At 62.5% G+C, this 22,837-nt stretch carries 34 protein-coding genes; 25 read left to right on the plus strand and 9 right to left on the minus strand.

The window, feature by feature from the left end:
* Window positions 1-13 precede the first annotated feature (13 nt).
* The 7 genes from NKG60_RS29255 (at window position 14) to NKG60_RS29285 (ending at window position 6,663) form a co-directional block, all read left to right on the plus strand.
* A complete protein-coding gene (locus NKG60_RS29255) occupies window positions 14-1,036 on the plus strand; it encodes a zinc-dependent alcohol dehydrogenase (RefSeq protein WP_352669770.1) in 1,023 nt (340 codons plus the stop codon).
* A gap of 31 nt (window positions 1,037-1,067) precedes the next feature.
* Window positions 1,068-1,799, plus strand: coding sequence for a histidine utilization transcriptional repressor HutC (gene hutC / locus NKG60_RS29260; RefSeq protein ID WP_352669772.1), 732 nt, complete (start codon window positions 1,068-1,070; stop codon window positions 1,797-1,799).
* 222 nt (window positions 1,800-2,021) lie between these two features.
* Complete coding sequence (locus tag NKG60_RS29265; RefSeq protein ID WP_502903471.1) at window positions 2,022-3,026, plus strand: ABC transporter substrate-binding protein; 1,005 nt, start codon at window positions 2,022-2,024, stop codon at window positions 3,024-3,026.
* 97 nt (window positions 3,027-3,123) lie between these two features.
* Window positions 3,124-3,921 (plus strand): ABC transporter permease, encoded by a 798-nt coding sequence (locus tag NKG60_RS29270; protein ID WP_352976320.1) that lies wholly within the window; start codon window positions 3,124-3,126, stop codon window positions 3,919-3,921.
* 10 nt (window positions 3,922-3,931) lie between these two features.
* On the plus strand, window positions 3,932-4,714 hold the full coding sequence (locus NKG60_RS29275; RefSeq protein WP_352669777.1) for an ABC transporter ATP-binding protein: 783 nt from the start codon (window positions 3,932-3,934) through the stop codon (window positions 4,712-4,714).
* 204 nt (window positions 4,715-4,918) lie between these two features.
* Entirely contained in the window at window positions 4,919-5,320 is a 402-nt protein-coding gene (locus NKG60_RS29280; protein WP_352669780.1) for a YciI family protein, read from the plus strand.
* 86 nt (window positions 5,321-5,406) lie between these two features.
* Entirely contained in the window at window positions 5,407-6,663 is a 1,257-nt protein-coding gene (locus NKG60_RS29285) for an RNA polymerase sigma factor (RefSeq protein WP_352669783.1), read from the plus strand.
* Between the two features lie 87 nt (window positions 6,664-6,750).
* On the opposite strand, the gene NKG60_RS29290 is transcribed toward NKG60_RS29285, so the two are convergent.
* The 4 genes from NKG60_RS29290 to NKG60_RS29305 form a co-directional block, all read right to left on the minus strand.
* Window positions 6,751-7,158: a PIN domain-containing protein gene (locus NKG60_RS29290; protein ID WP_352669785.1), complete on the minus strand. Its 408-nt coding sequence runs from the start codon at window positions 7,156-7,158 to the stop codon at window positions 6,751-6,753.
* On the minus strand, window positions 7,148-7,378 hold the full coding sequence (locus tag NKG60_RS29295; protein ID WP_352669787.1) for an AbrB/MazE/SpoVT family DNA-binding domain-containing protein: 231 nt from the start codon (window positions 7,376-7,378) through the stop codon (window positions 7,148-7,150). Before NKG60_RS29295 ends, NKG60_RS29290 begins: the two co-directional genes overlap by 11 nt.
* 106 nt (window positions 7,379-7,484) lie before the next feature.
* A complete protein-coding gene (locus tag NKG60_RS29300) occupies window positions 7,485-7,910 on the minus strand; it encodes a type II toxin-antitoxin system VapC family toxin (RefSeq protein WP_352669790.1) in 426 nt (141 codons plus the stop codon).
* Complete coding sequence (locus NKG60_RS29305; protein WP_352468031.1) at window positions 7,910-8,152, minus strand: type II toxin-antitoxin system Phd/YefM family antitoxin; 243 nt, start codon at window positions 8,150-8,152, stop codon at window positions 7,910-7,912. Before NKG60_RS29305 ends, NKG60_RS29300 begins: the two co-directional genes overlap by 1 nt.
* Before the next feature lie 191 nt (window positions 8,153-8,343).
* Here NKG60_RS29305 and NKG60_RS29310 point away from each other — a divergent pair, with 191 nt between their 5' ends.
* From NKG60_RS29310 to NKG60_RS29335, 6 genes are all read left to right on the plus strand, one after another.
* Window positions 8,344-8,667: an ArsR/SmtB family transcription factor gene (locus NKG60_RS29310; protein WP_352488427.1), complete on the plus strand. Its 324-nt coding sequence runs from the start codon at window positions 8,344-8,346 to the stop codon at window positions 8,665-8,667.
* On the plus strand, window positions 8,664-9,074 hold the full coding sequence (locus NKG60_RS29315; protein ID WP_352669793.1) for an SRPBCC family protein: 411 nt from the start codon (window positions 8,664-8,666) through the stop codon (window positions 9,072-9,074). Before NKG60_RS29310 ends, NKG60_RS29315 begins: the two co-directional genes overlap by 4 nt.
* A 74-nt stretch (window positions 9,075-9,148) precedes the next feature.
* Entirely contained in the window at window positions 9,149-9,541 is a 393-nt protein-coding gene (locus NKG60_RS29320) for a VOC family protein (protein ID WP_352669796.1), read from the plus strand.
* Between the two features lie 86 nt (window positions 9,542-9,627).
* Window positions 9,628-9,858: a hypothetical protein gene (locus tag NKG60_RS29325; RefSeq protein WP_352669798.1), complete on the plus strand. Its 231-nt coding sequence runs from the start codon at window positions 9,628-9,630 to the stop codon at window positions 9,856-9,858.
* A gap of 4 nt (window positions 9,859-9,862) precedes the next feature.
* Window positions 9,863-10,363 (plus strand): DUF1801 domain-containing protein, encoded by a 501-nt coding sequence (locus tag NKG60_RS29330; protein WP_352669799.1) that lies wholly within the window; start codon window positions 9,863-9,865, stop codon window positions 10,361-10,363.
* A gap of 78 nt (window positions 10,364-10,441) precedes the next feature.
* Complete coding sequence (locus NKG60_RS29335; RefSeq protein ID WP_352669850.1) at window positions 10,442-10,840, plus strand: DUF1801 domain-containing protein; 399 nt, start codon at window positions 10,442-10,444, stop codon at window positions 10,838-10,840.
* On the opposite strand, the gene NKG60_RS29340 is transcribed toward NKG60_RS29335, so the two are convergent.
* Window positions 10,841-11,749: a dihydrodipicolinate synthase family protein gene (locus tag NKG60_RS29340; protein ID WP_352669801.1), complete on the minus strand. Its 909-nt coding sequence runs from the start codon at window positions 11,747-11,749 to the stop codon at window positions 10,841-10,843. It abuts the gene before it with no gap.
* A 10-nt stretch (window positions 11,750-11,759) separates the two neighbouring features.
* Window positions 11,760-11,987 carry a hypothetical protein gene (locus tag NKG60_RS29345; protein ID WP_352669804.1) on the minus strand — a complete coding sequence of 76 codons (228 nt, stop codon included), beginning with the start codon at window positions 11,985-11,987 and terminating at the stop codon, window positions 11,760-11,762.
* Window positions 11,988-12,013: 26 nt separating this feature from the next.
* Here NKG60_RS29345 and NKG60_RS29350 point away from each other — a divergent pair, with 26 nt between their 5' ends.
* The 6 genes from NKG60_RS29350 to NKG60_RS29375 all read left to right on the plus strand — a co-directional run bounded on the left by NKG60_RS29350 (window position 12,014) and on the right by NKG60_RS29375 (window position 17,755).
* Complete coding sequence (locus NKG60_RS29350; protein ID WP_352669807.1) at window positions 12,014-13,111, plus strand: Gfo/Idh/MocA family protein; 1,098 nt, start codon at window positions 12,014-12,016, stop codon at window positions 13,109-13,111.
* Window positions 13,112-13,122: 11 nt separating this feature from the next.
* The gene (locus NKG60_RS29355) at window positions 13,123-13,782 is read left to right on the plus strand and encodes a ThuA domain-containing protein (protein ID WP_352669809.1); all 660 of its coding nucleotides are present in this window, start codon (window positions 13,123-13,125) and stop codon (window positions 13,780-13,782) included.
* A gap of 148 nt (window positions 13,783-13,930) precedes the next feature.
* The gene (gene uxuA, locus NKG60_RS29360; protein ID WP_352869292.1) at window positions 13,931-15,130 is read left to right on the plus strand and encodes a mannonate dehydratase; all 1,200 of its coding nucleotides are present in this window, start codon (window positions 13,931-13,933) and stop codon (window positions 15,128-15,130) included.
* Window positions 15,127-16,041 (plus strand): PfkB family carbohydrate kinase, encoded by a 915-nt coding sequence (locus NKG60_RS29365; protein WP_352669814.1) that lies wholly within the window; start codon window positions 15,127-15,129, stop codon window positions 16,039-16,041. The genes uxuA and NKG60_RS29365 overlap by 4 nt, the downstream gene beginning before the upstream one ends.
* A gap of 98 nt (window positions 16,042-16,139) precedes the next feature.
* Window positions 16,140-16,922 (plus strand): SDR family NAD(P)-dependent oxidoreductase, encoded by a 783-nt coding sequence (locus tag NKG60_RS29370; RefSeq protein ID WP_352669817.1) that lies wholly within the window; start codon window positions 16,140-16,142, stop codon window positions 16,920-16,922.
* A gap of 71 nt (window positions 16,923-16,993) precedes the next feature.
* Window positions 16,994-17,755 (plus strand): GntR family transcriptional regulator, encoded by a 762-nt coding sequence (locus tag NKG60_RS29375; protein ID WP_352869296.1) that lies wholly within the window; start codon window positions 16,994-16,996, stop codon window positions 17,753-17,755.
* Here the strand turns inward: NKG60_RS29375 and NKG60_RS29380 are convergent.
* The 3 genes from NKG60_RS29380 to NKG60_RS29390 are packed head-to-tail and all read right to left on the minus strand — an operon-like array spanning window position 17,741 to window position 18,285.
* Window positions 17,741-17,929: a hypothetical protein gene (locus tag NKG60_RS29380; RefSeq protein ID WP_352669823.1), complete on the minus strand. Its 189-nt coding sequence runs from the start codon at window positions 17,927-17,929 to the stop codon at window positions 17,741-17,743. The two genes, NKG60_RS29375 and NKG60_RS29380, sit on opposite strands and share 15 nt — an antisense overlap.
* Before the next feature lie 8 nt (window positions 17,930-17,937).
* Window positions 17,938-18,066, minus strand: coding sequence for a hypothetical protein (locus NKG60_RS29385; RefSeq protein ID WP_352669826.1), 129 nt, complete (start codon window positions 18,064-18,066; stop codon window positions 17,938-17,940).
* Between the two features lie 6 nt (window positions 18,067-18,072).
* Window positions 18,073-18,285, minus strand: a complete 213-nt coding sequence (locus tag NKG60_RS29390; protein WP_352669828.1) for a DUF2934 domain-containing protein — start codon at window positions 18,283-18,285, stop codon at window positions 18,073-18,075.
* A 146-nt stretch (window positions 18,286-18,431) separates the two neighbouring features.
* Here NKG60_RS29390 and NKG60_RS29395 point away from each other — a divergent pair, with 146 nt between their 5' ends.
* The 6 genes from NKG60_RS29395 to NKG60_RS29420 are packed head-to-tail and all read left to right on the plus strand — an operon-like array spanning window position 18,432 to window position 22,613.
* The gene (locus tag NKG60_RS29395; RefSeq protein WP_352976315.1) at window positions 18,432-18,902 is read left to right on the plus strand and encodes a hypothetical protein; all 471 of its coding nucleotides are present in this window, start codon (window positions 18,432-18,434) and stop codon (window positions 18,900-18,902) included.
* Window positions 18,899-20,119, plus strand: coding sequence for an NRAMP family divalent metal transporter (locus tag NKG60_RS29400; RefSeq protein WP_352669831.1), 1,221 nt, complete (start codon window positions 18,899-18,901; stop codon window positions 20,117-20,119). The genes NKG60_RS29395 and NKG60_RS29400 overlap by 4 nt, the downstream gene beginning before the upstream one ends.
* Window positions 20,119-20,481, plus strand: coding sequence for a hypothetical protein (locus NKG60_RS29405; protein ID WP_352669833.1), 363 nt, complete (start codon window positions 20,119-20,121; stop codon window positions 20,479-20,481). The genes NKG60_RS29400 and NKG60_RS29405 overlap by 1 nt, the downstream gene beginning before the upstream one ends.
* Window positions 20,481-20,819, plus strand: a complete 339-nt coding sequence (locus NKG60_RS29410; protein ID WP_352669836.1) for a hypothetical protein — start codon at window positions 20,481-20,483, stop codon at window positions 20,817-20,819. Before NKG60_RS29405 ends, NKG60_RS29410 begins: the two co-directional genes overlap by 1 nt.
* A 34-nt stretch (window positions 20,820-20,853) precedes the next feature.
* Window positions 20,854-22,140, plus strand: a complete 1,287-nt coding sequence (locus tag NKG60_RS29415; RefSeq protein ID WP_352976318.1) for an SDR family oxidoreductase — start codon at window positions 20,854-20,856, stop codon at window positions 22,138-22,140.
* Window positions 22,140-22,613 (plus strand): DUF2269 family protein, encoded by a 474-nt coding sequence (locus NKG60_RS29420; protein ID WP_352669841.1) that lies wholly within the window; start codon window positions 22,140-22,142, stop codon window positions 22,611-22,613. Before NKG60_RS29415 ends, NKG60_RS29420 begins: the two co-directional genes overlap by 1 nt.
* Window positions 22,614-22,837: the final 224 nt, after the last annotated feature.

A 22,837-nucleotide genomic window follows, 5' to 3' on the forward strand; every position in this document is an offset into this window, starting at 1 on the left:
GGAAACGATGACGATGAGGGCGGCGCGACTCCATGGACCCGGCGACCTGCGCGTCGAGGATATCGCCGCGCCGGGCGCTCCCGAGCCAGGCTGGGTGAAGCTGAGGGTCGATGCCGCAGGCATTTGCGGTTCCGATCTCCACAACTTCCGCACTGGCCAATGGATAAGCCGGTCGCCTTCGACGGCTGGCCATGAGCTGACAGGCACGGTGATCGCCATCGGCGAGGGCGTGGACACCGTCGCTCTTGGCGACCGAGTGGTCGCCGATTCCCGTTTCTGGTGTGGAGAGTGCGCGCAATGCCATGCAGGCAGGCGGCATCTCTGCACGTCGCTGGGCTTCGTCGGCGAGATATGCGACGGCGGATTTGCCGAACAGGCGGTCCTGCCCGCGCGCCTCTTGCATACCATCGATGCCGCGCTTGACGAACGGGTCGCGGCGATGGCCGAGCCGCTGGCTGTAGCGTTGCACGCAGTGCGGCGTCTGCCGAAAACGGCCGGCTCCGTTCTTGTCGTCGGCTGCGGGACTATCGGCGGGCTTGCCGCACTGCTGCTTTCCAGGACATTCGCAGGTACCGTGCTCGTCGCCGATCGCAACCCCGGCCGATGCGCCCGCGTGGCACGGGTGACCGGCGCCAGCATCGTCGACTTGAATCGGGACGCCATTGCCGCCGCCACCGCGGATGCCCCCTTGCTCGCTGCCGTCGAAGCGACCGGCAGCGTCGCAGCACTCAGCCAGTTGCTCGGCGTTCTCGATGCCGGCGGCAGCGTTGCGATGGTCGGCATATTCCATGGCCGCCTCGATATCGATCCCAACATCCTGGTTGAACGCGAAATAGCGTTGCTGGGATGCCACGCATTTGCCGATGAGCTTCCCGACGCCATTCGGATGCTCGGCGAATTGACCGAGCCCATGGTCGAACTGATCGACCGCGAGATCGGCCTGGATGATGTCCCCGCAGCCTATGAGCGGCTGTTGGCGGGGCAGGGCGATGGCTTGAAAACAATCATCCGGATGCGGTCTGCCGGGCGCGTGTGATTTCCGAACCTTGCCGGAAAGGATTTTTGAAATGATCACTTTGCCCGACACCGCCAGCCCTCTTTACGAGAAGGTCAAGGACTATATCCTGACGAACATCGGATCGGGGCGATGGAGCAAGGACCGCAAGCTGCCGTCCGAAAATGAATTCGTGGCGACACTCGGCGTGTCTCGGATGACGGTCCATCGTGCCTTGCGGGAGTTGACCTCTGCGGGTTTTCTGATCCGGCTCCAGGGCGTCGGCACATTCATCGCGCCACCTCGACCGCAATCCGCACTGATCGAGATCAACAACATCGCGGCGGAAATTGTCGCGCGGGGAAACAGGCATCGTTCCGAGGTTATCGTGCTCGAAAAGATCACGCCGACAAAGGAGCTCGCGCTTTCGTTCGAGTTCGCAAAGCGCGTGTCGGTCTATCATTCCATCGTCGTCAACTTCGAGAACGACCTGCCTGTGCAACTGGAAGAGCGCTTCGTCAACCCGGGCCTGATACCCGACTATGACAAGCAGGACTTTTCCAGGACAGCGACCTACGACTACCTCATGCAGAAAACCCCGGTGACGGAGGTCGAGCACATCATCTCGGCGACTCCTGCCGATGCCGAGACGGCACGGTATCTGGGCATCGATGTCGGCAGCTGCTGCCTGTTTCTGCATCGCCGGACATGGACGGGCGCCGTCGTTGCCACGATCAGCAAGCTGACTTACGTTGGCAGCCGCTACTCGCTTGGCAGTCGATATTCTCCATCCAAAAAAACCTGATCGCAGTGAAGCGAATCAGAGTCGCAAGGAGGGGTCTAACTTGTATATGCATGTATGTATTTAGCCTTGACATCCGCTGTTGCTGACGTTGAAGTGTCGTCGCACTTTCGTTGAACGGACAGCTAAGATGCCGAGGCACGGTGCCGCAAGAGCAGAAGCCCGCATTCTCACCAGGCCGGATGTTTGGTTCAAAAAAGCGGCCTGATCATCAAGGGGAACAAGATGATACGTAACCTAGCAGGACAATTTCGGGCACTCGTCATGGCTGCTGCCGTCGGGTTTGCCCCGGCCGCCTACGCGGCCGACGCGACAATTCCGGCGACGCCTGAGGCAGGAACATTCAAGATCGGCATCGAGCCATGGCTTGGCTACGGCCAGTGGCACGTCGCCGAAGCCAAGGGCCTGTTCAAGGCAAGCGGGCTGTCCGACGTACAGATCGTGAACTTCGCCGAGGACAAGGACATCAACGCCGCCCTGGCCAGCGGCCAGCTCGATGCCGCCAACATCGCGACCCACACGGCTATGGGCATGGTTGCGGCCGGCCTGCCGGTGAAGATCGTACTTCTGCTCGACGTCAGCATGACGGCAGACGCCATGATCGCCGGCAAGGACGTCGCCTCCGTCGCCGACCTCAAGGGCAAACAGGTCGCTTTCGAGGAAGGCACGACGAGCGACATCCTGCTCAAATACGCGCTCGCCAAGAACGGCATGTCCATCGCCGATGTCCAGCCGGTTCCAATGCCGGCGGCGGATGCCGGCAGTGCGTTGATCGCCGGCCAGGTCCCGGTCGCGGTGACCTATGAGCCCTATCTCACCGCGGCCAGGGCACAGAACAAGGACGTCAAGCTGCTCTTCACCGCAGGCGAAGATCCCGGCCTGATCAGCGACGTGTTCGTGGTGCGCGATGAGGTGATCAAGTCGCGTCCCGGCCAGGTGCTTGCCATGATCAAGACCTGGGATGCGGCCCTGAAGGCATACAATGCCGACACGCCCGACGGCCGGGCGATCATCTCCAAGGCGGTCGGTTCGAGCGTCGAAGACCTCAACACCGCCTTTGATGGCGTGCGTTACTATACTCTCGCCGAAAACAAGGATGCGCTGACGGGCGAGTTTTCCACCAAGACATTCGCCGATGTCGAGGCAGCCGCCAAGAACGCCGGGCTGCTTCAGGCGGACGTGACGCCGGAGCAGATGATCGACCCGTCATTCGTCAAGGCCGCGAAATGACGAGGGCCGGCTCGCGGTGGTGACGCAAATGTCCGAGCAGCGTGCGACCAAGCCAAGCCCGTCTCACGCAGCGCCGGGGCCGGTGATCAAACAGCCGATGCGCCGTCGCCCATCCTCCGGGATAGGCGCGCCCATCGCACGCTCGCGCTTCCTGATGATAGCGGTGGCCGTCTTTGCCGGCCTCGGCCTCGCCTGGTGGGCGGCAACGGGGCTGGGGCTGGTAAAGCCGATTTTCCTGCCCTCGCCGGGAAGCGTGGTGACCCAGCTCGGCAAGCTCTCAGGTGACGGCACGCTGTGGCTGGATCTCAGGACCTCGATATACCGTATTTCTGTTGGCTTCCTCATCGCCTCGGCATTGGCGATTCCGATTGGCGTGCTGATCGGCAGCTTCAGGACCTGGGAAGCGGCGATCGAGCCGCTTGTGGATTTCATCCGCTACATGCCGGTGGTCGCTTTCGTGCCCCTCTCCATCCTGTGGTCGGGGACCGGCGATGCCCAGAAGTTCCTCATCATCTTCATCGGCACCTTCTTCCAGCAGGTGCTGATGATCATGGACAATGTAAAACGGGTTCCCGCTGATTTCATCGGCCTTGGCAGGACGCTCGGCCTGCCGGATCGCAAGATCCTGACGCGCATCGTGGTTCCCAGCGCCTTGCCAGGCATCTGGGACACGTTGCGCATCAGTCTCGGCTGGGCATGGACCTGGCTGGTGTTGGCGGAACTTGTCGCGGCGACATCAGGCCTCGGCTACCGCATCACCGTGTCCCAGCGTTATTTCCAGACAAACACCATCATCGGCTACATCCTGCTGCTGGGCGTGCTTGGCCTCATCACCGACCAGGTCATGAAGGCACTGGGAAAAGTGCTGTTCCGGCAGGAGGGCCACGTGGAATGAGGCCGGGCCGATGAGTTTGCCCAAACTGCGGATCGGGGGTCTCCACAAGAGCTTCGGCACGGGCGCGCGGCGCACGGAAGTGCTGCGCGATATCAATCTCGATCTTGCCGACAACGAGTTCGTCTCGCTGGTGGGCACGTCGGGCTGCGGCAAGAGCACGCTGCTGTCGATCGTTGCCGGACTGCAGGATTTCGACGCGGGAGATCTTGCCATCGATGGTGCGCCGATCCTGCAGCCGGGCCTCGACCGCGGCGTCGTCTTCCAGTCCTACACCCTGCTTCCCTGGCTGACGGCGCAGCAGAATATCGAGTTCGCGCTCAAGGCCGCGGGTCATGATCGCGCGACCTGCCGCAGGATAGCGCGCGAGCATCTCGATTTGGTCAAGCTCCCGCACAGCGCCAATCGCTATCCGTCTGAGCTTTCTGGCGGCATGAAGCAACGGGTGGCCATAGCGCGTGCTCTTTCCTATCGACCCAAAATGCTTCTGATGGACGAGCCCTTTGGCGCGCTCGATGCCTTGACCAGGCATCAGATGCAGGAACTCCTGACGCAGATCTGGGAGGAGCACAGGCTCACCGTGCTCTTCGTCACCCATGATGTGGAAGAAGCCGTCTACCTGTCGGACCGCATCGTCGTGATGGGGATCGGGCCGGGACGCATCATGCAGACCTTCAATGTCGACATTGAGCGCCCGCGCCGGGAAGAGGTCATGGAAACCCCAGCCTTCATGGATTTGCAGCGCAGCGTGCACAAGGCGATCCGCGAGGCCTCAAAACGTCCCGAAATGGTTTAGGCGGGCCACTCAACTACTTACAATCGGCGACCAGCGTTGCGCCCAATCCCGATATCGCGCCATCGCGATCCCCGACCAGAGGAGCGGCCGTCGGCGTCTTTCTCCTCAACTTCGAAAAAAATTTGCAGGACAATGTCGATTTCCTAAACTCCGTTCGTCGTTTCGATGCCGGCCGGTGAGGCCGGCTCAACAAGGAGACAGACAATGCGTGTGATGGTGCTCGTGAAGGCTACCGAGGACAGCGAAAAGGGCTTTGTCCCCACGCCCGAGGCGAAGAAGGCGATGGAGGCGATGGGCAGGTTTAACGACGAGCTGCGCAATGCCGGTATCTTGCTCGACGCTGACGGCCTCAAGCCCTCCTCGCAGGGCAAGCGCGTTGCGTTCGATGGTCCACGCCGGACGGTCATCGACGGACCTTTCGCCGAGACCCGCGAACTGGTCGCCGGCTTTTGGCTCTGGGAAGTCAAGGACATGGACGAGGCGGTCGCCTGGGTGAAGCGCTGCCCCAATCCCATGCCGGGACCGAGCGAGATTGAGATCCGGCCGTTGTACGAGATGGCTGATTGGCAATGGGAATCTGACGCCGGAGGTCACGGAAATCCATGACCGGACGCGCGAGAAGCTCAGCGCCAACTGAACCTGTCGGCCGCAACCTGTTTTGCCTTCGTTATGGCTTTGGCCGATAAGGCAGCATGACGGCAGGCGAGACGCAGCAGGCGATCGAGGCGATTTTTCGCATTGAACGGGCCCGGCTCATCGCAGGCCTGGCTCGCCTCGTGCGTAATGTCGATCTTGCAGAGGAACTGGTGCAGGACGCCCTCGTCATAGCCCTGTCCGAATGGTCCAGGACCGGCGTTCCGGCCAATCCCGGCGCTTGGCTGATGACAGTCGCCAAACACCGCGCCATCGACGCGATCCGTCGCGACAAGATGCGCGAGCGCAAGCATGAGGAGATCGCGCGGGAGCTGGACGGCGAGTGCGGCGGTACGGCCGAGGGAAACGAAATGGCCACGAACGACGATCTTGGCGACGAGCTGCTGGGCCTCATCTTCACAGCCTGCCACCCCATACTTTCCGCCGACGCCCGCGCGGCGCTCACGTTGCGCGTCATCGGCGGCCTGACGACGGACGAGATCGCCCGTGCTTTCCTGTCGAGCGAGGTGACGATCGCCCAGCGCATCGTCCGCGCGAAGAGGACGATCGGAAAGGCCGGGCTCAGCTTCGAGGTGCCGCGCGGCGCCGAGCGTGCGGCGCGTCTGTCCTCGGTGCTGGAGGTCATCTATCTCATCTTCAACGAAGGCTATGCTGCCACGGCAGGCGACGACCTTGTCCGGCCGGGCCTGTGCCTGGAGGCACAACGGCTGGGCCGCATGCTGGCGGGGCTGATGGCCGAGGATGCCGAGGTGTTCGGCCTGCTGGCTCTCATGGAAATCCAGGCATCGCGCCTGCCGGCACGCATCGGGCCGGACGGCGCCCTCTTGACCCTGACCGAGCAAAACCGCGCGCGCTGGGACCAGCTACTGATCCGCCGGGGCCTTGACGCGCTGGCACGTGCCGAAGCCCTCGGGGGCGATGGCCCCTATGTGTTGCAGGCCGCGCTTGCAGCCTGTCACGCGCGGGCGCGCAGTTCGGGCGATACCGATTGGCCCCGCATCGCAGCGCTCTATGACCGGCTGCGTGCAGTGATGCCCTCGCCGGTGGTCGATCTCAATCGGGCGATCGCCCACAGCATGGCTTTCGGGCCCGAAGCGGGCCTGCGGCTGGTAGACGAGATTGCCGACGCCGCCGCCTTGCGCAATTATGCGCCATTGCCGGCGGCGAGGGGCGATTTTCTGTTTCGGGCCGGCCGGCTGGCCGAGGCCCGCGCCGAATTCGAGGCTGCGGCCAAGCTCACCCGCAACGTACGCGAAGCGGCCTTTCTCCTCGCCCGCGCAGACGCTTGTGGTTGACAGCATCGCTCTCCGTGCTGGACGCGCCGCCCGGCAACATCGAAAGCCGCCAGTTCGCTCCCGGCCAGCCCCCTTCAATGAGCGTGATCAGCTCGCAACGCGAAAGGGATTAACGATGCGCAAGCCTTCGTCGAGCGCCATTCCGTGCTGCATGTCCTCCGACCAAAGTGTGTCGCAGCCAGCGTGAACCGCCGCGGAGGCGATCATCGCGTCATAGGTGGAAAGGCCGTACCGCTCGGCGAGCCTCAATCCTGTTTCGTGCGTCTCGAGCGTGAGCGGATGAACCGTCAACAGGCCGCGCAGCATGGTCAGCAGCGCATGTGTGTCGTCCCATGACATTTGCATCTTCCGACGCGCGACATTGGTGAGTTCGTTGAGAACCTGCACGCTGATCGCCCCGCCAGTAGCGATGACCGCCTCGGCCCGATCCGCCTTCGCCGTATCGTCTGACGCGATGTAAAGAAGGACATTGGTATCGAAAAAACTAACGGGCATTTGCCTCGTCTCGATCGAATTTGAAGTCAGCGGGAAGCCGACCGCGGAAGGCGCGGAGACGCTTCAGCAACTCTTCGCGCCCGGGCTTTCGCGCGACGCCAAGCTGGCGGGCGTCAGCGACATGGATTTCGATCTCATCGCCTTCCCTGAGTTCAAGCGCTTCGACCACAGCGTCGGGAAGGCGGACCGCAAGACTGTTTCCCCATTTGGCGACCTGCATGCCACTTCCTCCATTAGATATACTCTGCAAGAAATGTATATCCAGAAGTTGTCAACGTCAAGAATTGCAGCCAATCGGTTTATTCATTTTGAAGGAGGAGCCTTGATCATGCCAGCAACTGCGTCGGCACGCCGAGTATCGGTCCTGCCTCGGCGAGCCGCTGGTCGAGGGTCCACACCGTGGCGCCATGCTCCGATGCCGTCGCGAGGTGCAGGGCGTCGCCAGCACGAAGCGCGAGGATATGCTGATCGGCGAATTTCGCGGCGACCCGAAAATGCCCGCCCGTCACCGGCAGCATGGTGAAGCTCTCAGCGACCAGCTTATTGAACATCGCGAGCGCTGCTGCGCGCTGCTCCAGGTCGATCTGTCCGGTCCGAAGCTTGATCGCCATGGCGGATGACATCTCGGTGATGGTCCAATCGCTGATCACAAGTTGCGCTGGGTCCTGCTCCGCCAGCCAGCCCTGAACGCGCGCGGTCATGGCTTCGTTGGATAGCGCCGCGACGATCAGCGAAGTATCGAGATAGAACATCAATAGCGATCGCCATCTCGCATCGATCGCACCAGATCGGCGGCAGCCTGGGCCTGCAGAGGCATGGTTGCGGTCAGGGATTGGAGCAGGACGGCGTCGATCCGTTTGCGAGGGCGGGCCACGGCCGTGAGCCTGGCGACCGGCTTGCCACGCCGGGTTATGTCGATCGAGTCTCCAGCCTCGACCCGGTCGACGAGCTCACTCAGATGTGCCTTGGCGTCCGCCAGATTGACCGCGTCCATGTCACGCTCCTGACCATGTAGATGGTCATGTAGCGCATAACGCGTGACAATTCCAGTGCAGAGCACAGCGAATAAGCAACTGGCTGCGTGAGCGAAGCGGGTGACTAACGAGAATTATGCCGGTTCGCGCTTGACTCATACATATCCCGGTGGTTATACATCGATCAATAGCCGAAGGGTTATCGATCCCAATGCCAAACGCTCACGATGTACTGTTCAGAACGCTTGCCGATCCGACTCGGCGCGCTATTTTTGAGCGACTGTGTCGCGAAGGAGAGCAGACGGTCGGGGCTCTGACGGCTCAGGCCGGGATCTCGCAACCGGCCGTGTCGAAGCATCTCGGCGTTTTGAGGCAGGCGGGGCTGGTGCGCGACCGCCATGCAGGACGGCAGACCCATTATAGTGCGCAGCTTGCAGCGCTTGCCCCCTTGCTCGACTGGACGAGCCAGATGACCGGATTCTGGCAGAGCCGGTTCGACGACCTCGAAGACCTCCTCAAAAGGATGGACCAGTGAACCGAACGTCGACCGAAACACTCTCCGTCGTTGTCGAACGGGAAATCGCTTATCCGCCCGAGAAGATCTGGCGCGCGCTCACGCAACCACACTTGATCGAGGAGTGGCTCATGAAAAATGACTTCAAACCTGTCGCGAACCACCGCTTCAATCTTCACGCAGCCTGGGGCTCCGTCGAGTGTCAGGTGCAGACGGTCGAGCCGAACAGAACGCTGACTTACACATGGGATACCAAGGATCTCAAGAGTGTCGTCTCCTGGACCCTCACCCCCACGAGCACCGGAGCCCGCTTGCGCATGGAACAGTCGGGCTTCCGGCCGGATCAGCAGCCTTACTTCCGGGGTGCCAAAGTCGGCTGGCCGAGGTTCTTTGACGATCTGGAGCAGGTTCTGGCGCGGACGGACTGAGATCCGCGGGCGCTATTCAAGCAGGGGCTCTGTTACAGAGCGGCAGATGGCGGGGCGATAATGGAGGCAAGCCAATGAAGATCAAGTTGACCAAAGTATACGTGGATGACCAGGAAAAGGCTCTGGGTTTCTACACCGAAACGCTCGGCTTTACGAAAAAGGCCGATTTCAGCAATGGGCCGTTTCGCTGGCTGACCGTCGCATCACCCGACGAGCCGGACGGGACCGAGCTGCAACTCGCGCTCAATGACAACCCGGCCGCAAAGGCCTACCAGCAAGCCATTTACCAGCAGGGCCAGCCCGCGGTCATGTTCTTCACCGATAACGTCAAGAGCGATTACGAGCGCATCAAAGCGCGCGGCGCCGAGTTCACGATGCCGCCGACCGAAGTAACCGGCTCGACCATCGCCCAGCTGAACGACAACTGCGGCAATCTCGTTCAAATCACTCAGCTGGCGCGCTGGTAAAGCGTGCGTTCAGTGGTGTGGCTGCCCGGCGGGAGTCGTCAAACGGGCCGCCCGATCCGCTCGGTTCGTCTTCAGAGGAGGTCTCAATGGATTGGAACAAATGGGTTCGGCAGATCCACCGCTGGCTGTCGATTATCTTTGCGGTGGTCGTCGCCGCCATCTTCATCAGCCTGGGAGCAGGCAAGGAACCCGCCTACTGGGTATACCTCTTGCCGCTGTTTCCACTCGGCTTGCTCCTGCTTACCGGACTGTACATGTTCGTGCTGCCTTACTCGCCCAAGTGGCGCAGCGCCGGGGGCTCTGGCGCATTGGAGTGAACGCATGGCCAACAAGACGTCTATCAAGCCAGCGGCGGTCGTGAAGCAGCCCGCCGCCAAGCCTACAGCCGCCAAGCCTGCAGCCGCCAAGCCTGCAGCCGCCAAGCCGGTCCTCCTCGCAGGCGGCAACCCGCAGATCCCGAAGGGTGATGGTGACGCTCCTGTGCAGGCCTACATCGCGGCCATGCCGGGCTGGAAACGCGACGTCGGGCGCCGCCTCGACGCACTCATCGAGCGCAACGTTCCCAACCTCCGCAAGGCCGTCAAATGGAACTCGCCCTTCTATGGCGTAGAGGGTCAAGGCTGGTTCCTCAACTTCCATTGCTTCACAAAGTACATCAAGCTGGCTTTCTTCCGCGGCGCGTCGCTGCGTCCCGTCCCACCCGGCGAGTCCAAGCACAAGGACGTGCGCTACCTCGATATCTACGAGGACGACCAGCTCGACGAAGCTCAACTCGCCGACTGGGTAAAGCAAGCCAGCCAATTGCCTGGCGAGCGAATGTGAGCGGGAATGCCAGTCCGGTGCCGACTAGCGGTATTCATGCGACGGGCGAGCGGCAACAACCCTAGGGAAGCGACAATGATGATGAAGAGTGGCTCGATGGAAGGAAATGCAGAGAGCTCTCCCTCTCAGCTGATAGATGCGAGGATCAGTGAGCTGGGCGATTGGCGAGGCAAGACGCTTTCCCATGTCCGCGCTCTCGTCAAGCAGGCTGACCCGGAAGTGATCGAGGAGTGGAAGTGGCGAGGCGTTCCGGTGTGGTCGCACGCCGGAATAATCTGCACCGGCGAGACCTACAAGAACGTCGTGAAGGTAACCTTCGCAAAGGGCGCCTCGCTGCCGGACCCTTCAGGCCTCTTCAACTCCAGCCTCGAAGGCAACACCAGGCGCGCCATCGATATCCGTGAGGGCGAAGACATAGATGAGAATGCGTTCAAGGCGCTGATACGCGCTGCTGCCGCCCTGAACACGGCCCGATAGTCAGCTCCGGCCGATATGGTCGGCTAGCGGGCCGAGAGTGGCGAGCAAAGCTTCGCCGGTGGCTTGCGTCGCGTTCTCATGCGGCGCGCGCAGGTTCAGCCAGCGTCTGTCGCCAGACCGTATCGCCAGCACTGCCTTCATCGCGGAGATGAGGCCGGCGTCCTGGATGATTTTGCGGAACGCCTTGATGGCGGCATCCGCGTCAGTAATGTCCTCTCCCGCCAGCGTTGCGTCGTAGAGGGCCCGGATCGCTGCCGCATTCAGATTGACCGTCGCCGAGATGCACCCCGCAGCACCGTTGGCGAGGCCTTTCGTCAGCTGTGCTTCCGAGCTCGGAAACACCGCGACCCTTGGGGCTGCCGCAATCACCGCTGCGGTGTTGTTCCAATCGCCGGCGCTGTCCTTGTAAGCCACCACGACATCGGGAAACGCTTCGCTAAGCCGGGCGGTCAGCGCCGGGCTCACCGGTACGCCGGAATTCTGCGGGATGTGGTAGAGGATCATCCTCATCGCCGGGTTCGCCACCCGTTCGATCAGCTCGCCATAGTAGCGGGCCTGTCCGTTGTCGCCGGCGGCCGTATAGAAGAACGACGGCAGCACCATCACCCCGGCACAGCCGAGACCGACCGCATGCGCCGTCAGCTCGACGGTCTCGGGAATTGCCGTGACACCGGTGCCGGGCATCAGACTGCTTGGCGAAATGCCGGCCTCGACCAGCCACTCCAGCGCTTGCATGCGCTCGCGCAACGAGACGGACAATGCCTCGCCCGTGGTGCCGAACGGCGACAGGAAATGCGCTCCCTGATCCAGCACCCACTTGGCGTGTGATATCCAGAGGTCGCGGGCAATGCGGCCGTCGTTTTCGAACGGCGTCAGGATCGGTGCGATGGTTCCTTGTGGGCGGATCATGTGCGTCCTTCTACGGGTGAAAATCGGTGCTGTGCTCAAAGCCGGCATCAAAAATGTCGAGCAAGCTACATGAAGCGATGTTGCTGAGTACCGGCCGTTCGACCTCGAAAGCAAGCGCCTCGCGCATGGGCGCGCGATTGTGATCGGGCGGCGTTCTGACGCTCTCGAGGTAAATCCTTGTCACGGGAGAACCTCGTCCGGCCGAAAGGGGGGTGACAAACGAGTTCTGCTGTTTCATCAATGCCGCCTTTTGAGGAGAAGCCCATGCGGAGGATCGGTGTCGGCATTATCGGCTGCGGCAACATTTCGGATGCCTACCTGAAGGCATCGCCACAATTCCCGGTGCTCGATATTGTCGGCGTTGCCGACATCAACCCTACGGCGGCCGAGGCCAAGGCAGCGGCCTACGGCCTGGCTGCCATGCCGGTCGACGCGCTGTTGGCCGATCCGCGCGTCGAGATCGTGCTCAACCTGACGACGCCGCAGCATCATGTGCCGGTCGGCTTGCAAGCTGTCGGGCAAGGCAAGCACGTTTACTCCGAGAAACCGCTGGCAACGACGCTCAGTGACGCCGAGCGGTTGGTCGCGGCCGCGCGCCAACAGGGCGTGCGTATCGGCTGCGCCCCCGACACTTTTCTTGGCGGCTCCCACCAGACGGCGCGGCGGCTGGTCGATGAGGATACGGTTGGGACCATCGTCGCCGGCTCTGCCTTCATGCAGGTGCCCGGCCACGAGCTCTGGCATCCCAATCCGGATTTCTACTATCAGTCTGGCGGTGGGCCAATGCTCGACATGGGACCGTACTATCTGACCTGCCTGGTCAATCTCCTGGGTCCGGTAAAATCCGTGAGCGGGCAGGCGAAGTCATCCTACGCCACCCGCACCATCGGTTCTGGACCGCGCCAGGGCGAAACCATCCGGGTCGAGATGCCGACCCATATTTCCGGCCTGCTCGCATTCGAGAATGGCGCCGCGGTCTCGATCACCACCAGCTTCGACGTCTGGAAGCATGAACACAATCACATCGAACTTTACGGAACCACGGGCTCGATGATCGTCTCCGATCCCAACCAGTTCCAGGGCGACATCAGGACCAGCCAGCGCAAGGGCGACTGGACGGTGGCCGATCAGATCCATTCCTATGGCGACGGCAACTACCGGGGCCTCGGCCTTGCCGACATGGCGCAGGCGATCGTCTCGGGCAGGCAACACCGCGCCAGTCTCGATCTTTCCCTCCATGTCCTGGAAATCATGGAATCGATCATCTCTTCAGCAGAGACAGGGCAGCGTGTCGATCTCAGATATGGCTGCGCCCGGCCGGCGCCGATGCGCGCCGACCTGCCTTTCGGAATTCTGGAATAGGGAATAATGCGATGAGCAAGACTGCACTGATTTTCTGGGGCGGCTGGGAAGGTCACACCCCGGCCCGAAGCGCCGAAATCGTCAAGGAGATGCTGGCCGGCAACGGCTTCGACGTGCAGCTGGAGCAGGGGACTTCGGCGCTTGCCGATCCGCAGCTGAGTAAGCTCGATCTCATAGTCCCGGTGATCACCATGTCGACGATCGAAAAGCCGGAGCTGCAAAACCTGACCAGCGCCGTTGGGGCCGGCACCGGCCTTGCGGGCTTTCACGGTACGATGTGCGACAGTTTCCGCAACGAACCGGAATATCAGTTCATGACCGGCGGTCAGTGGGTAGCCCATCCCGGCAACATCATCGACTATCACGTCGACATCACCAGGCCAGACGATCCGGTCATGCAGGGCGTCGACGGCTTCGCCTACCGTTCAGAGCAGTATTACATGCATGTCGATCCGACCAACGAGGTGTTGGCGACGACTACTTTCACCGGCGAACATCTCGATTTCATCGCCGGCGTCGTCATGCCGGTTGTCTGGAAGCGCCGCTACGGCAAGGGCCGCGTCTTCTACAGCGCGCTCGGCCACACCGCCGACGAGTTCGCCGTGCCGCAAATGGGCACGATGTTCGAACGCGGCGCGATTTGGGCCAGCCGAAACGCGGACCTTGCGTAGCCGTTCAATCTGAACGCCACGTATCGTTGTACTCTTTTAAAGGGCGGCCACCCGGACGCCGACCCAGGCACTGGACTGCAAGCAATTGACTGCCATGGTAGCATCCAATACACCACGCTCATCGGAAAATTCCGCAGCTGGAGGTCGAATGGAGCAGACGTGGCGATGGTTTGGTCCGAGCGACTCGGCAACGCTTGCCCACGCGAGGCAGGCCGGCGCAACCGGCATCGTGACGGCACTGCACGACATCCCTTACGGCGAAGTCTGGCCGATCGACGCCATCAGGCAGCGCCAGGCGCTTATCGAGGCAGATCCGGCGATGGGCCTCAAATGGAGCGTCGTCGAGAGTGTGCCCGTGCACGAGGACATCAAGCTCGGCCGCGGCGATCTCGACCGGCTCTACGACAATTTCAGGCAGACCTTACGCAATCTCGGCGCCTGCGGTGTGCGTACGGTCTGCTACAATTTCATGCTGATCCTCGACTGGACCCGCACCGACCTGGCTGCGCCGTTGCCGGGCGGCGGACGGGCACTCCGCATGAACATGCACGAGCTTGCCGCGTTCGATTGCTACATGCTGCAGCGTAAGGGATCGGAGCGCGACTATGCGTCCGATGTTCTCCAACGGGCGAGCGAATGGTTCGAGACGACGCCGGATGCGTCAAAAGAGCGTTTGCTTGCCAACATCATGGCCGGTCTGCCAGGCGCCTTCAAGCGCTACGACATAGCGGAATTGCGCGAAGTGGTGGCCGAGCAGTCGAGCCTGTCGCACGACCGGCTGCGTGAGAACCTTGTCCGTTTTCTCGAAAACGTGCTGCCGGCGGCCGAAGAGGCGGGCGTCACGCTGGCGATACACCCGGACGATCCGCCGCGCGATCTCGTCGGCCTGTGCCGGATCGTCAAGAACGCGGACGACATCGCCTTTATCCTGGACGCAGTGCCATCGGCTAATAGCGGCCTTACCTTGTGCACGGGGTCGCTGGGCGCCAACCCGGCCAATGACGTGTCCGCCATCGCCAGGCGCTTTGCGCACAAGATAAATTTCGTGCATCTGCGCAACGTCAGCAAGGACCCGGACGGCTCGTTCATGGAATCCGAGCATCTGAGCGGCGATGTCGACATGGTGTCGGTGGTCACGATCTTGCTCGACGAGCAGCAACGCCGCCGCGACGCCGGGGAACCGGAGGCGCTGCTGCCGTTTCGCCCGGATCATGGCCACGAATTGATCGATGACGCTGCGCGGCACACCCATCCCGGCTACCCTGTGATCGGCCGCCTTCGCGGCCTTGCCGAATTGAGAGGCGTGATGACGGCGATTGCCCATCAGCGCGGCTACCGGCTGCAATGACGGCGCCCCGCCTGCTCTGCGTCGGCGCGCTCACCTACGACACGATCTTGCGCCTCGATGTCCTGCCCTCCGGCGCCGGCAAGTTCCTGCCAAGCGAGGCTGTGCAGATCGCGGCCGGCATGGCAGCGAGCGCCGCCGCGTCGGCCAGCCGCCAGGGCGGGCAGGTCTGGCTATGGGCAAGTGTCGGCGACGATGCCGTCGGCCGCGATGTCATCGGCCAGATGGAGACGGAGCGGGTCGACTGTTCGCTGGTGCGCAGGGTTGAAGGTGGCCGCTCGGCCATTGCCACGATCCTGGTCGATGCCGCCGGCGAGCGTATGATTGTCCCGTTCTACGATGCCGCCACGCAAGCCGATCCGGACCGTCTTCCGCCGGCGGATTTTTCCCGCTTCGACGCCGTGCTGGTCGACGTCCGCTGGCCCGGAGCCGCCGCCCTGGCGCTGGCGAAAGCTCGTGAATACGGCATTCCGGCGATCCTTGACGCCGATGTCGCATCGCGACCGGTGCTCGACCGGCTGCTGCCGCTCGCCTCGCATGTCGTTGCATCGCTGCCGGCGGCACGCATCCTTTGCGGTCCGGAGATATCCGCCGGCTCTGCCGTCGCCATTCTCGGCGAACGGACCGGCGCCTTTATGGCCGTCACCGATGGGGCGAACGGCACCGCGTTCCGCTACTCGGACAGCAATGATGTCCGTCATCTGCCGTCGCCGCGGGTCGAAGCCGTCGACACCCTGGCGGCGGGCGACGTGTTTCACGGCACCTTCGCTCTCGGTCTGGCCGAAGGGTGGGACGAAGAGCGGGCCATAGCAGTGGCCAGCGCCGCCGCCGCACTGAAATGCCTGCGCTTTGGCGGACGTCTTGGAGCACCGACGCGCGCGGAAACGCTGGCTTTCATGCAAGGATCGACATGACGCCGGACGCGCTTGGGCCGGCTCGGTGGAAAGAGCACGTCAAGCGGTGCCGGGCCACTACCATGGTAGTCACTGCGCAGCTGTTCTTGGGAGGATAAATGACTGAATTCAAAAAACGCGCACTGGTCACCGGGGCGGCCATGGGCATCGGACGTGCCGTCGCCGAAAAACTGGCCGAGCAAGGCGTCGACCTGATCTTGTTCGACCGGGCGGGCGATCAGCTGGATGAGGTCGCGGCGCAGCTTTCGGCGCGCGGCGTGACCGTGCTTACCGTGCTTGGCTCGACCGCCGACACTGAAGCGTGCGGCCGCGCCGTCGAGCTTGCCCGGTCCGCGTTCGGCGGGCTCGACATGCTCTCCCACAATGCCGGCATCCAGCGTTATGGAACGGTGGAGACTACGGACGAGGCGCTTTGGGACGAGGTGATGAACGTCAACCTCAAGGCTGCCTACCTGCTCTCCCGCGCGGCGATGCCGCTGCTGCGCCAAAGCCGCGGCGCCATCGTCCATATGAGTTCGGTGCAGGGTCTGGCCAGCCAGGAAGGGGTTCTGGCCTATACCACGGCCAAGCACGGCCTGATCGGCCTCGTCAAGTCGATGGCCGTCGACTATGCGCCGCTCGGCGTGCGCGTCAATGCCGTCGCTCCGGGCGCGGTTGACACACCGATGCTGCGGGATGCGGTCAAGCTCAACGATAAGCCCGACGAGATCCTGCGTATCCTCGACAACATGCATCCGCTCGGCCGTACCGCCCAGCCGCAAGAGATTGCCGCAGTCGTCGCCTTCCTGATGTCTGACGATGCCTCCTTCGTCACCGGCGAGGTCGTGCGCGTCGATGGCGGCCTGCTGGCGCGCATCGGCGGTTCTCCGCGCAAGGAATAACGCCGGCGCTGCTGCTTGCGCAGGCATTTCATGAACGGCTTGAAGCTGCAGAGCCTTTAAGGGGATTGCCGATGGCAGGGCTTTTGGGAATGCGGACCATCACCGAGGGGCGGCTCGGCGAAACCGCCCCCGGCGCTTCAGTTGCGGCCAGGACGTTCGAGGTTTTGCTCGACCAAATCCTGACCTTCCGCCTGAAGCCGCACGAGCTGATTTCTGAAAAGGCGATGTCGGAGGCCCTCGGCGTGAGCCGCACACCCGTCAGGGAGGCGCTCGCCCGGCTGGCCGGTCTTGGCTTGATCGACATCTATCCGCAGCGCGGCAGCATGGTGGCGCCGCTGCGGATCGCCGATCTCGAGAAATCGCAGTTCCTGCGCGAAGCGCTCGAAGTCGGCCTAATCAAGCGCGCGGTCGAGAGCCCGCGCCGTGCCGACCTGCTTGCCGTGCTCAAAGGCGAACTGGCGGTCCAGGAGACGTTCGCCTCCATCGCCGACGACAGGCGCTTCTTCAAGTCGGACGAGCTGTTCCACCAGCATATCGCCAGCCATGCCGGGTTTCGCGGAATCTGGGCCGACATCAGCGCGGCGAAGCTGCACATGGACCGCTTCCGTTTCCTGTCTTTTCCGCGCCTCGACAGCATGTCGGTGGTCCTCGGCCAGCATCGGCGGATTGTCGATGCGCTCGAGCAGGCCGACGCGCTTGCGGCGGAAGAAGCAATGCGAACGCATCTTCGCCGCATCTTCGAGGTGCTCGAAGTCGTCCAGGAGCGCTATCCCTATTATTTCGAGGCAAACGGCAGCGTGAGCCCGCCGTCAGCCGGCTCAATCCAAGCCTGAGCCTTTCTTGCGCGCTTCCGAAGGCGTCTTAGTCTTGCTGCCGGATTTGTCGGAAGCTGGCTCGGCTTTGCGATTTTGGCCCTCGCCGCCTTGCTCCTTGCGGAGCTGCTTTTCCACTATCGCTCGCGATCCTTCCGCCGGGTCTTGTTCAGGATGAGTATCGGTTCCCGTCATGTCGGCTCCTATCCATTTTGATCAATTGCGTGCGGCGTGGGCTGACCTGCGCCGCCGGTTCTGTCGCGCCCGATCATCAGCCAGGCGGCGAACAGCACGACCAGTACGACAACGATCCAGGCGACGAGACGAGGCATCGGGCCTCACTTCCCCCGCCGCTTGCTGCCGCGTGCCTCCGGATCGGAGCCGGCCTCGACCGTCGGATCGGGCACGACCGGGCCGCGTTCGGCCTCGGATCCCTCAGCTTCGATCTCCTGCACGGCCTGATCCCAGTGGTCGTGCTCGCGTCCTTGCGGACGCCCTTCGCGCTCCCAGATCTCATGGGCTCGCTGCCTGATACGCTCTTCCCTGTCCATGGCCTTCGCCTCCTCATCCCTAATCCGGCGATCGCTGGTTTGTTCCGCGGTGCCAGCGCCGTTCATCGCGGTTCAGTTGACGTCATCCCCCAGCGCTCTAGATCAAACTTCACGCCGAAGTCGCCTGGTGCGGGGAGAACAATCGTGTGGCAGCAACGCTACGAGCACGTATCGTAAATGCCGTTACGGCCGTTGGTCTTCGACCACACCGCCTGTGCTTGCTGCTGCTAATGTTTGTACTGACGGCATGCTCGCCTTCCGGCCAGGTCGAGCAGCAGTCGAAAATCGCGGCTTCCGCCACACAGACCGCATCGTTGGTTCTGGAGAACTGGGTCGCTGGGACAGCCCCTCCGAAATACACGTCGCGCACTCTGCAATCGGTTGGCAAGGCGCTCGCCGATGCCGGTGCGCAAATCCAGTCCGCCAAGTCGCCTGAGCCCAGCCGGCAAGCCGGCCTGACGACGGCGATTGGACAAGTTTCAGCAGCGGTAATGCGCGCGGCGACGGCCGTGCAGAACGGCAACCGCTCGGAAGTGGAACATGCGCAGCAGGATCTGCGGGCCGCCGCCGTTGATCTGAGCACGTCCTACGCGAAATATCTTGCACCGAAACCATGAAGAAGCTGCTCGAAATATCGCTCGGCGTCGTCACCAGCGTCGGCGGCTTTCTCGAGGTCGGATCGATGGCGACCGCAGCTCAGGCCGGCGCGGCGTTCAGGTTCCAGCTGATATGGGCCGTCGTCCTGGGCACGATCTGCATCATCTTCCTGGTCGAGATGGCCGGACGCTTCGCCGCGGTCAGCCATCACACCATCGCCGACGGGATCCGGGAACGGTTTGGCTTCAACGCCTTTCTGTGGCCGTTGCTTGCGACCTTGCTGGTCAACTTCCTGGTCATGGCAGCCGAAATCGGCGGTGTTGCCATTGCGCTCGAGCTCGCCACCGGCATCGGCTTTCAGTGGTGGGCCCTGCCGGTCGCTTTTGTGGCATGGCTGTTCCTCTGGAAAGGCACGTTCGGCTTCATCGAAAAGGGCGTCGCGTTCCTCGGCCTGGTCACGCTGTGCTTCGTGGTTGGCGCCGTCATGCTGAAGCCCGATTGGGGGCAGGTTGCGGCCGGTGCCGTGCCTACCCTGCCGGACCACGACGCGGCCAATTATTGGTTCATGGCAGTCAGCATTCTTGGTGCGTCGATCTCGCCCTATCTGTTCATGTTCTATTCGTCTGGAGCCATCGAGGACCAGTGGGACGAAAGCTATCTCGGAGCCAATCGGGCCATTGCCGGCTTGGGCATGAGTTTTGGCGGCACTATCTCGATCGGCGTGTTGATCGTGGCGGCGCTCGTGCTGGCAGCGCACGGCATTGAGCAGGTCGACGACTACCACCAATTGCCGCTGATGCTGATTCAAATCTTCGGTTTCTGGGGGTTCGTCCTGTTCGTTGCTTCACTCGGCATTGCCTGCTTCGGTGCCGCGCTCGAAATCGGCCTGCAGCAAGCCTATCTCGTGGCGCAGGGTTTCGGCTGGACCTGGGGCGAGAACCTGAAACCGCGCGACGACCCGGGCTTCAGCACTGTCTATACAATCTCGTTGTTTCTCGCCGCCATTCCGATCGCGCTGGGCCTCGATCCGCTGAAGCTCACTATCTTTTCCATGGCACTGACAGCCGCCAGCCTGCCGCTGACCGTGGTGCCGTTCCTCTTCCTGCTGAACGACGAGCGCTATGTCGGCGAGCACCGCAATGGCATGATTGCCAATGCCGCGGTCATCTTCATCATCGGGCTCGGTTTTGTGCTCGCGATCGTGACCATTCCTTTGCAGATATTCGGAGGCACATGATGGATTTGCTGCGCGACATCCTGGATAAGCAAGTGGTAGACCGCGAGCAGGTCAAGATCGGCAAGGTTGACGGGCTGGTGGCCGAGCTCAGGCAAGGCAAGCCGCCTAAGATTGTTGCGGTCGAGCTCGGCTCGATCACGCTGGCGCGCCGACTGGGCGAGCGGCCCGGGCATTGGATGGCACGGCTTGCGGCCAGGCTCGGCGGCAAGCGCCATGCCGAGCCACACCACATCGCCTGGAATAAGGTGCGCGACATCGGCGTCGACATCGAGTTCGATATCGACGTCCGCGAAACGGCGATTTTCGACTGGCAGGACTGGCTGCGCGATCATGTCATTGGGCGTATTCCGGGAGCTGGATGATGGCGACCGTCAATCTTGAGCAATTGGCTGGCAGGAATGTGCTTTCGCAGCGCGGCAAAAGCATCGGCCGTATCGAGGAGATACGCGCCAAACCGGATGGCGACGACCTGGTGATTACCGAGTACCATGTCGGCATCTACGCGGCCTTCGAGCGTCTGTCCGCTTCGGCCATCGGCGTTGCGGTCCTCGACGCCTTTCGACTGCGCAGTCGCGACAGCATGTACCGCATTCCCTGGGACAAGCTCGACATCTCCGATCCGGCGCAGCCGCGGTTGTTATGCGCGAAGGAAGAACTTTCCGGTATGAAGGGGGGCATCGCGGGCGATAGACCGGAATGAAGGATACTTTCCTGCCGTCGGAGATTGGGGTCCAGTGAAAGTCCTGGTTACCGGCGCCACCGGCCTGATCGGTGCCTCCGTCGTCGCACGCCTTCTTTCCGATGGGCATGAGGTGATCGGATTGGTCCGCAGCCCCGGCGCAAACCGGGCCGACAATTATCAGTTGCTGGTGCTGGACATGACGGTGGCGCTGCAGCCCGAAGACTGGCTGCCGCATCTCCGGGGTGTCGACGCCGTCGTGAATTGTGCGGGCGTCCTGCAGGACAGCCCTCGCGAAAAGACGCGCGAAGTACATCGCGATGCGGCGGCAGCACTCTTCCTCGCCTGTGCGCGGACAGGGGTTGCCCGGGTGATCCACTTCTCGGCCATAGGTGTCGATCGGGCGCAGCCTTCGACGTTCTCGGCGACGAAACTGGCCGGCGACCAGGCGCTTATGGCGCTTGATCTGGATTGGGTGATCCTGCGCCCATCCGTGGTGCTCGGCCGGCCGGTGTTTGGGGCCAGCGCATTGTTTCGGGGTCTCGCCTCGCTGCCGGTGCTGCCCTCCATGCCCGGCACCGGTCGGCTCCAGGTGGTACAACTCGATGACGTGGTCTCAACCGTCGTCTTCCTTCTCGATCCCGCCAGTCCGTCTCGCGTCGTGCTGGAACTTGTCGGTCCCGAACAGCTGAGCATGGACGAGGTCGTCGGCAGCTATCGCCGATGGCTCGGTTGGACTCCGGCAGCCAGACTTGTCTTGCCGGCGGCTGTTGCAAGGCTTCTCTACCGTCTCGGCGACCTTGCCGCGATGTTCGGCTGGCGTCCACCGATGCGCACCAACGCGGCCAGAGAGATCGCCCGAGGAGCGGTTGGAGATCCCTCGGACTGGACCGCCGCGACCGGCATACGCCCGCAAACCCTGGCGGGTTTTCTCGCGCTCAATCCGGCAACGGTGCAGGAAAAATGGTTTGCCCGGCTGTATTTCATCAAGCCGGCGGTCTTCGTCGTCCTGCCCGTCTTCTGGATCTTGACGGGGATTGTGTCGCTGACCACCGGCTATAGCGGCGGCGTCGATCTGATGCAAAGCACGGGCGCCGGTATCTTGTCGGCGCCGACCGTGATCGCCGGTGCTCTTGCCGACATCATCGTCGGCGCGCTCATAGCCTGGCGGCCGGCGACGCGAAAAGGCCTCTATGGCGGCATCGCGCTCTCGCTCTTCTACCTGGTCGTCGGAAGCTTCCTGAGCCCCGATCTGTGGAACGACCCACTTGGGCCGTTCCTCAAGGTGTTGCCGATCCTGGTGCTGCACTTTGTTGCCCTGGCAGTGCTGGAGGAGCGTTGATGCTCTATTTCCTGCTGAAATTTCTGCATGTCATCGGCGCATCCGTGCTGCTTGGCACCGGCGCCGGTATTGCTTTCTTCATGCTGCTCGCCCACAGGACCGGCAATGCCGCGACGGTTGCGGCGGTGGCGCGCATTGTCGTCCTTGCCGACTTCCTTTTCACCGCGACGGCTGTGGTCGTGCAACCTTTGACCGGAGCCGCGCTCGCCTGGCAGGCAGGCTACTCGCTGTCGGAGGGCTGGATCGTACTTTCGATCGCGCTCTATATCTTCACCGGAATGTTCTGGCTCCCGGTCGTCTGGATGCAAATGGAGATGCGTAAGCTGGCATCGCAAGCCGCGGCTGCAGGCGCGCCGTTGCCGCCGCGTTATCATCGGCTCTTCTGGCTGTGGTTCGCCTTCGGCTTCCCCGCCTTCGCTGCCGTGCTCGGAATTTTCTGGCTGATGATCGCGCGGCCGGTGATCGAATGGTAGGTCGCAGGCAGGTCCCACTGCGATAATGCCCAGTCAAAGCACTGCGGAAAAATTCCGCCCCATGCAGCGCGAATATCTGCCGGAGCGGACCTGCACCTCGACCTGTAAGTCGCACCGGAGTCCGGTCTCGTATCATTTCCAACCGCGCGCTCACCGCCATCGGCACAGGACAAGATCCCGCCTTGAGGCTGGTTAGGCTTCGCTTACCAAAAAAGATGACGCTT

Source organism: Mesorhizobium sp. M1428, from assembly GCF_040317515.1.
Lineage (GTDB): Bacteria > Pseudomonadota > Alphaproteobacteria > Rhizobiales > Rhizobiaceae > Mesorhizobium.

Bases quoted from the DNA above. Each gene is read 5' to 3' on its own strand.
- NKG60_RS29420 (WP_352669841.1), top strand. From the start codon at position 22,140: ATGCTCTATTTCCTGCTGAAATTTCTGCATGTCATCGGCGCATCCGTG.
- NKG60_RS29295 (WP_352669787.1), bottom strand. From the start codon at position 7,378: ATGCAGGTCGCCAAATGGGGAAACAGTCTTGCGGTCCGCCTTCCCGAC.
- NKG60_RS29380 (WP_352669823.1), bottom strand. From the start codon at position 17,929: ATGACGGGAACCGATACTCATCCTGAACAAGACCCGGCGGAAGGATCG.
- NKG60_RS29400 (WP_352669831.1), top strand. From the start codon at position 18,899: ATGAAGAAGCTGCTCGAAATATCGCTCGGCGTCGTCACCAGCGTCGGC.
- NKG60_RS29405 (WP_352669833.1), top strand. From the start codon at position 20,119: ATGGATTTGCTGCGCGACATCCTGGATAAGCAAGTGGTAGACCGCGAG.
- NKG60_RS29305 (WP_352468031.1), bottom strand. From the start codon at position 8,152: ATGGACGCGGTCAATCTGGCGGACGCCAAGGCACATCTGAGTGAGCTC.
- NKG60_RS29340 (WP_352669801.1), bottom strand. From the start codon at position 11,749: ATGATCCGCCCACAAGGAACCATCGCACCGATCCTGACGCCGTTCGAA.
- NKG60_RS29390 (WP_352669828.1), bottom strand. From the start codon at position 18,285: ATGGACAGGGAAGAGCGTATCAGGCAGCGAGCCCATGAGATCTGGGAG.
- NKG60_RS29330 (WP_352669799.1), top strand. From the start codon at position 9,863: ATGGCCAACAAGACGTCTATCAAGCCAGCGGCGGTCGTGAAGCAGCCC.
- NKG60_RS29375 (WP_352869296.1), top strand. From the start codon at position 16,994: ATGGCAGGGCTTTTGGGAATGCGGACCATCACCGAGGGGCGGCTCGGC.
- hutC (WP_352669772.1), top strand. From the start codon at position 1,068: ATGATCACTTTGCCCGACACCGCCAGCCCTCTTTACGAGAAGGTCAAG.
- NKG60_RS29365 (WP_352669814.1), top strand. From the start codon at position 15,127: ATGACGGCGCCCCGCCTGCTCTGCGTCGGCGCGCTCACCTACGACACG.
- NKG60_RS29265 (WP_502903471.1), top strand. From the start codon at position 2,022: ATGATACGTAACCTAGCAGGACAATTTCGGGCACTCGTCATGGCTGCT.
- NKG60_RS29335 (WP_352669850.1), top strand. From the start codon at position 10,442: ATGATGAAGAGTGGCTCGATGGAAGGAAATGCAGAGAGCTCTCCCTCT.
- NKG60_RS29325 (WP_352669798.1), top strand. From the start codon at position 9,628: ATGGATTGGAACAAATGGGTTCGGCAGATCCACCGCTGGCTGTCGATT.
- NKG60_RS29290 (WP_352669785.1), bottom strand. From the start codon at position 7,158: ATGCCCGTTAGTTTTTTCGATACCAATGTCCTTCTTTACATCGCGTCA.
- NKG60_RS29255 (WP_352669770.1), top strand. From the start codon at position 14: ATGAGGGCGGCGCGACTCCATGGACCCGGCGACCTGCGCGTCGAGGAT.
- NKG60_RS29280 (WP_352669780.1), top strand. From the start codon at position 4,919: ATGCGTGTGATGGTGCTCGTGAAGGCTACCGAGGACAGCGAAAAGGGC.
- NKG60_RS29350 (WP_352669807.1), top strand. From the start codon at position 12,014: ATGCGGAGGATCGGTGTCGGCATTATCGGCTGCGGCAACATTTCGGAT.
- NKG60_RS29355 (WP_352669809.1), top strand. From the start codon at position 13,123: ATGAGCAAGACTGCACTGATTTTCTGGGGCGGCTGGGAAGGTCACACC.
- NKG60_RS29385 (WP_352669826.1), bottom strand. From the start codon at position 18,066: ATGCCTCGTCTCGTCGCCTGGATCGTTGTCGTACTGGTCGTGCTGTTC.
- NKG60_RS29300 (WP_352669790.1), bottom strand. From the start codon at position 7,910: ATGTTCTATCTCGATACTTCGCTGATCGTCGCGGCGCTATCCAACGAA.
- NKG60_RS29345 (WP_352669804.1), bottom strand. From the start codon at position 11,987: ATGAAACAGCAGAACTCGTTTGTCACCCCCCTTTCGGCCGGACGAGGT.
- NKG60_RS29285 (WP_352669783.1), top strand. From the start codon at position 5,407: ATGACGGCAGGCGAGACGCAGCAGGCGATCGAGGCGATTTTTCGCATT.
- NKG60_RS29275 (WP_352669777.1), top strand. From the start codon at position 3,932: ATGAGTTTGCCCAAACTGCGGATCGGGGGTCTCCACAAGAGCTTCGGC.
- NKG60_RS29370 (WP_352669817.1), top strand. From the start codon at position 16,140: ATGACTGAATTCAAAAAACGCGCACTGGTCACCGGGGCGGCCATGGGC.
- NKG60_RS29410 (WP_352669836.1), top strand. From the start codon at position 20,481: ATGGCGACCGTCAATCTTGAGCAATTGGCTGGCAGGAATGTGCTTTCG.
- NKG60_RS29310 (WP_352488427.1), top strand. From the start codon at position 8,344: ATGCCAAACGCTCACGATGTACTGTTCAGAACGCTTGCCGATCCGACT.
- NKG60_RS29270 (WP_352976320.1), top strand. From the start codon at position 3,124: ATGCGCCGTCGCCCATCCTCCGGGATAGGCGCGCCCATCGCACGCTCG.
- NKG60_RS29320 (WP_352669796.1), top strand. From the start codon at position 9,149: ATGAAGATCAAGTTGACCAAAGTATACGTGGATGACCAGGAAAAGGCT.
- uxuA (WP_352869292.1), top strand. From the start codon at position 13,931: ATGGAGCAGACGTGGCGATGGTTTGGTCCGAGCGACTCGGCAACGCTT.